Consider the following 5,421-nt stretch of genomic DNA (forward strand, 5'->3'; position numbering starts at 1 on the left):
ATGCGGTGTTTCAGGATGCGGTGTTTCAGGAAGACCGCAATCTCAGGTTTCACGACTGCTGCGCAGCCGGACGCAGGCTTCGCCAGCTGCTACAAAAATTGCGTTACCGCAGAAATGCAGACGCATCCTGACGCTCTCATTACTTAAACAATTAATCAGCTTTTCCTTCCGCTGGGGTGACCTGACGACCGGCAGCAAAAATCAATTGCCAGCAAATATTACCTACGTCATATTACATTCGTAATAAACACACGTTTTCACAGGTAACCCCCCATGACCAGCATGACCAGCCTTGAACCCGACCTTGCTGTCCCGGTGAGCACACCCAAGCCTCCTCTGCTCAAGCGGTTGATCCTGCTGACGGCGGTTATCGCTGCCCTGGGGTCTGCCGGGTTGTATGCGACTCACTGGTGGACGGCTGGTCGTTTCATTGAAGAAACCGACGATGCCTACATCGGCGGCGACGTCACGGTGATCGGCCCGAAAGTCGCCGGATATATCGAGGAAGTGCTGGTCACCGACAACCAGGCAGTCAAGGCCGGTGATGTGTTGATACGCCTTGACGCTCGCGACTACCGCGCGAATCTGGCCAAGGCCGAAGGCGCGGTCGCCGCCGAAGAAGCCTTGCTGGCCAATCTCGACGCCACCGAACAATTGCAGTACGCGGTGATCGGCCAGGCCCGCGCCGGGATCGATGCCGCTGGCGCGGAAACCTCCCGCTCCCGTGATGACAATGCCCGCTACAAGAAACTGGTGAACAGCAACGCTGTCTCGGTGGAAAGCGCACAACGGGCCGATGCCACGTTCAAGACCGCTCAGGCGCACAGTTCACGGGCCCAGGCCGAATTGCTGGCCGCGCAACGTCAGTTGAACGTGATCGACACCCAGAAACAGCAAGCCCGTGCCGCGCTGATGCAGGCTCGAGCCGAACGGGATCTGGCGCAATTGAATGTGGGTTACACCGAACTGAAGGCGCCGGTGGATGGCGTGATCGGCAATCGCCGGGCGCGGGTCGGCGCGTATGCGCAGGCGGGTTCGCAGTTGCTGTCGGTGGTGCCGTCCAGTGGTTTGTGGGTGGATGCCAACTTCAAGGAAGATCAGCTGGCGCGGATGATTCCGGGCCAACGGGTGATCATCCATGCGGACGTGCTTTCGGGGCAGGAATTCCATGGTCATCTGGGCAGTCTCGCGCCCGCTAGCGGCTCGCAGTTCAGCGTGCTGCCACCGGAGAATGCCACCGGCAACTTCACCAAGATCGTCCAGCGAGTGCCGGTGCGTATCGTCCTCGATCCGGCCGACGGTGTGCTCGGTCACTTGCGTCCGGGCCTGTCGGTGACGGCTGAAGTCGACACCCGCAAAAGCGCTGTAACTCCAGCCGTGGCCAGCGCACCATGAGCCGCGCCCTCGCCGTTCCTGCGCAACCGTTCAATGCCGCCGACATGGCGACGGCGACCAAGGTGTTCGCCTTCGCCAGCATGTGTATTGGCATGTTCATTGCGCTGTTGGATATTCAGATCGTTTCGGCCTCCTTGCGTGACATTGGCGGCGGGCTCTCGGCCGGCACCGACGAAACGGCGTGGGTGCAGACCAGCTACCTGATTGCCGAAATCATCGTGATTCCACTCTCGGGCTGGCTGTCGCGAGTATTTTCGACTCGCTGGTTGTTCTGCGCTTCAGCGGTCGGTTTCACCTTGGCCAGCCTGTTGTGCGGCGTGGCCTGGAACATTCAGAGCATGATCGCTTTCCGTGCGCTGCAAGGCTTTCTCGGCGGTTCGATGATCCCGCTGGTGTTCACCACGGCGTTCTTTTTCTTCACTGGCAAACAACGAGTGATCGCGGCTGCAACCATCGGCGCGGTGGCCTCGCTGGCACCGACGCTGGGGCCGGTGATCGGTGGCTGGATCACCGAGATTTCATCCTGGCACTGGCTGTTCTATATCAACCTGGTACCGGGGATTTTCGTCGCCGTGGCCGTGCCGATGCTGGTGAAAATCGACCATCCGGAATTGTCGCTGCTCAAGGGCGCCGACTACCTGAGCATGGTGTTCATGGCGCTATTTCTCGGCTGCCTGGAATACACCCTCGAAGAAGGCCCGCGCTGGAACTGGTTCAGCGACAGCACCATTCTCACCACCGCCTGGATCAGCGGTCTCGCCGGGCTGGCATTCATCGGCCGGACCTTGCACGTCGCTAATCCGATCGTCGATTTGCGCGCCTTGAAGGACCGCAATTTCGCCCTCGGCTGTTTCTTCTCGTTCGTCACCGGCATCGGCCTGTTCGCCACCATTTACCTGACGCCGCTGTTTCTCGGCCGGGTGCGGGGCTACAGCGCGCTGGACATTGGTCTGGCGGTTTTTTCCACCGGGGTGTTCCAGATCATGGCGATTCCGCTGTACGCCTTTTTGGCCAACCGTGTCGATCTGCGCTGGATCATGATGACCGGCCTGGGTCTGTTCGCGTTGTCGATGTGGGATTTCAGCCCGATCACCCACGACTGGGGCGCCAGAGAACTCATGCTGCCGCAAGCGTTGCGCGGAATTGCCCAGCAACTGGCAGTGCCGCCAGCGGTGACGTTGACCTTGGGCGGACTGGCGCCGGCACGGCTCAAGCATGCGTCGGGGTTGTTCAATCTGATGCGTAACCTGGGAGGCGCCATTGGCATCGCCGCTTGCGCGACCATCCTCAACGACCGCACCAACCTGCATTTCACCCGGTTGGCGGAACACCTCAACAGCACCAACGAAGCATTGAATCAGTGGTTGTCGCAGGTCGGCAACAACTTCGCCGCCCTCGGCCACAGCGGTGACACTGGCGTCACCGCGAGCCTGCATCAGCTATGGCTGTTGACCTACCGCGAAGCCCAGACACAAACCTATGGCGACGCGTTTTTAATGATCATGGTCTGCTTCATCATCGCCACGGCGATGGTGCCCCTGATGCGCAAGGTGCAACCACCGGCCGCGCCGTCAGCGGATGCTCACTGATCAGGCTTGAGGCATTTTGCGAAAGCCAATCGCCAGACGGTTCCAAGCGTTGATGGTGGTAATGGCCACGGTCAGGTCGACCAGTTCCTTTGGACTGAACTCGGACACAGCCACTTCGTAGTCCTCATCCGGCGCATGGGTCTGGCTCACCAGCGTCAAGGATTCAGTCCAGGCCAGTGCCGCGCGTTCACGCGGGGTGAAGAACGGCGTTTCGCGCCAGGCCGACAACGTGTACAGACGGCGCTCGTCTTCACCGCCCTTGCGGGCATCGGCGCTGTGCATGTCGAGGCAGAAGGCGCAGCCATTGATTTGCGAAGTGCGCAGCTTGACCAGTTCGATCAGGGTCTTTTCCAGCGGCAGTTTTGATACAGCGGTTTCCAGGGCGATCATGGCTTTGAGCGCATCAGGGGAAGCGGTGTAGAAATCAATACGAGGTTTCATGGTGGACTCCGATAGCAAGTGAGGGTGGAGCTAAGTTAGCCCCGCCGGCCCTTCTGACAAATAGCCAATATTCCAGAAGTCGAGGAGGCCATTGGAGACCAATGAGAAATTAGCCGGGTCTGAAATTGCCATCGCGAGCAGGGCTCACTCCTACAGTTGACCGTATTCCTTCTGAAGAAACTCGATCAACTGTGGGAGCGATCCGCGCAGCGGCCATCCACCACAGATCACTAAGCCCTATTACGCAACCACTGCAAAAACCCCTTCCTCTCCACTACCTTCGGCACTTCCTGAGTCAACGTCTGCGCCTTGTTCAAGCGGAAATCCAGCAGCGCCTTCATCGATTCGCCAATGTCATGCCGCGCATCCAGGCAGGGCTTGAGGTAGTCCTTCTCGATCCGGTACAAGCTACAAGCGGTCTTGGCGATGAAGTCGGCCGGCAACGCGGTGTCCGACAAGATCCCGCCCTCGCCGATCACCTCGCCCGGGCCCATGCGCCCCGATTCGAATTTGACCCCGGCACGGCTCAGCTCCACCGTAACGACTCCGGACTCGATGATGAACAAATGATCGCTGACCTCCCCCGCTGGCAGGATGATTTCTCCGGCGCGGAAGTTTTGCAGGGTCATGTGCTGGCTGAAAGTCTCTTTCTCTTCTTGACGCAGGGTCGAGAAAATCGCCGAACTTTCCAACAATGCCCGTGGCCGGGACAAGCCACCAAGCTCATTCGATTCGACGGTCGACAACAGGCTGACGCCCGCCGCCTGCAAATGCCGATAGGACAGATCGAACAGCAAGTTTCGCACCATGCGTTTCTGATCCATCGAGACCACGAAACCACTGATTTCGTATTCCACGCCAGTAGCGCTGGAGCCCTTGAGTGCAACGCACGGTGCAGGTTTGTTCAACAAAAAGCGGCAGCCCTGCATTGCCCGTTCCAGCGCATCGATCACCGTTTGCGGACGCGCGTGGGGGCTCAGTTGCAGGCTGATTGATACGCCAAAAATGTCGCTCGGCCGGCTGAAGTTGATGATCTTGGCCTTTGCCGCCAGCGAGTTGGGGATCACCGCCATGCTGCCTTGGGCGGTTTGCAGGCGCGTGGCGCGCCAATCGATGTCGATGACTCGACCTTCGGTGCCGTCGATGGAGATCCAGTCATCCAGTTGATAGGGTTTGGTGGTGTTGAGGACAATCCCGGAGAACACGTCGCTGAGGGTACTTTGCAAGGCCAGGCCGACGATGATCGCAAAGGCGCCGGAGGTTGCCAGCACGCCTTTGACGGGCAGATCGAGGACATACGCCAGCGCCGCGATAATCGCGATCAGGAAGATCACCGCGCCAAGCAGATCCTGGAGCAAACGCCCGGTGTGCCCAACCCGCTGCATCATCACCGAGCCGATCAGCACCGTCAGGGTCCGCGCGCCGAACAGCCACCACGCAATCTGCAAACCGGTGGCCGCCAGGTGCAACGGCACGTTGTCGGCCCAAGGGGCGACCTCCAGCGGGTTCAAGCCTTCGTTGAACAGCAGGACGCTGAACAACGAGAAAATCACCAGCCTGACGAGGAGCTTCCAGTTACTGCCGTTGGCGGTAATCAATCGCCACAGCCCCAGATCGATCAGGATCAGGACCAGTGCGCAGACCAACGGATGATCGGTGAAAAAAGATTGCATCGAGCAACTCCAGCGAGGGCCAATGGCGCGAAGATCTCACACATTGGGCACAGTGTAGGAGGGTTTCATGCAAAACAAATGTGGGAGCGAGCCTGATCTGGTCCAGTAATTTTGGACATTGTTTTCGGTTCTCACGCCGCCATCTTTTCTGCCGCTACCGGCGAGTGGTAACCGTTGTAGCTGTGGCGCCTTACATTGTTGTAGCGCGCCACATATCGGTTGATATCTACTCGGGCCTCATATTCCGAGTGGTAGCCCTCTTCAGGCACCCACTCGGACTTCAAGCTGCCAAAAAAACGCTCCATCGGGGCGTTATCCCAACA

At 59.1% G+C, this 5,421-nt stretch carries 6 protein-coding genes; 3 read left to right on the top strand and 3 right to left on the bottom strand.

The window, feature by feature from the left end:
• From AC1DWM_RS29830 to AC1DWM_RS29840, 3 genes are all read left to right on the top strand, one after another.
• A partial coding sequence (locus AC1DWM_RS29830; protein ID WP_477796852.1) for a hypothetical protein occupies positions 1-244 on the top strand: 244 nt, incomplete at its 5' end.
• 29 nt (positions 245-273) lie between these two features.
• Entirely contained in the window at positions 274-1,395 is a 1,122-nt protein-coding gene (locus AC1DWM_RS29835; protein ID WP_223514403.1) for an HlyD family secretion protein, read from the top strand.
• A complete protein-coding gene (locus AC1DWM_RS29840) occupies positions 1,392-2,984 on the top strand; it encodes a DHA2 family efflux MFS transporter permease subunit (RefSeq protein ID WP_223514400.1) in 1,593 nt (530 codons plus the stop codon). The genes AC1DWM_RS29835 and AC1DWM_RS29840 overlap by 4 nt, the downstream gene beginning before the upstream one ends.
• Here AC1DWM_RS29840 and AC1DWM_RS29845 read toward each other — a convergent pair whose 3' ends face one another.
• The 3 genes from AC1DWM_RS29845 to AC1DWM_RS29855 all read right to left on the bottom strand — a co-directional run.
• Positions 2,985-3,425 (bottom strand): carboxymuconolactone decarboxylase family protein, encoded by a 441-nt coding sequence (locus tag AC1DWM_RS29845; RefSeq protein ID WP_223514391.1) that lies wholly within the window; start codon positions 3,423-3,425, stop codon positions 2,985-2,987.
• Between the two features lie 230 nt (positions 3,426-3,655).
• Positions 3,656-5,098 carry a mechanosensitive ion channel domain-containing protein gene (locus AC1DWM_RS29850; RefSeq protein ID WP_477796853.1) on the bottom strand — a complete coding sequence of 481 codons (1,443 nt, stop codon included), beginning with the start codon at positions 5,096-5,098 and terminating at the stop codon, positions 3,656-3,658.
• A 131-nt stretch (positions 5,099-5,229) separates the two neighbouring features.
• Positions 5,230-5,421, bottom strand: a 192-nt coding sequence (locus tag AC1DWM_RS29855) for an integrase core domain-containing protein (protein ID WP_477796637.1), incomplete at its 5' end; no start/stop codon positions are given.

It is taken from the genome of Pseudomonas sp. P4_C8, from assembly GCF_056401975.1.

Excerpts from the sequence above, each read along its gene's own strand:
- AC1DWM_RS29835 (WP_223514403.1), top strand. The coding sequence starts at position 274 with ATGACCAGCATGACCAGCCTTGAACCCGACCTTGCTGTCCCGGTGAGC.
- AC1DWM_RS29840 (WP_223514400.1), top strand. The coding sequence starts at position 1,392 with ATGAGCCGCGCCCTCGCCGTTCCTGCGCAACCGTTCAATGCCGCCGAC.
- AC1DWM_RS29845 (WP_223514391.1), bottom strand. The coding sequence starts at position 3,425 with ATGAAACCTCGTATTGATTTCTACACCGCTTCCCCTGATGCGCTCAAA.
- AC1DWM_RS29850 (WP_477796853.1), bottom strand. The coding sequence starts at position 5,098 with ATGCAATCTTTTTTCACCGATCATCCGTTGGTCTGCGCACTGGTCCTG.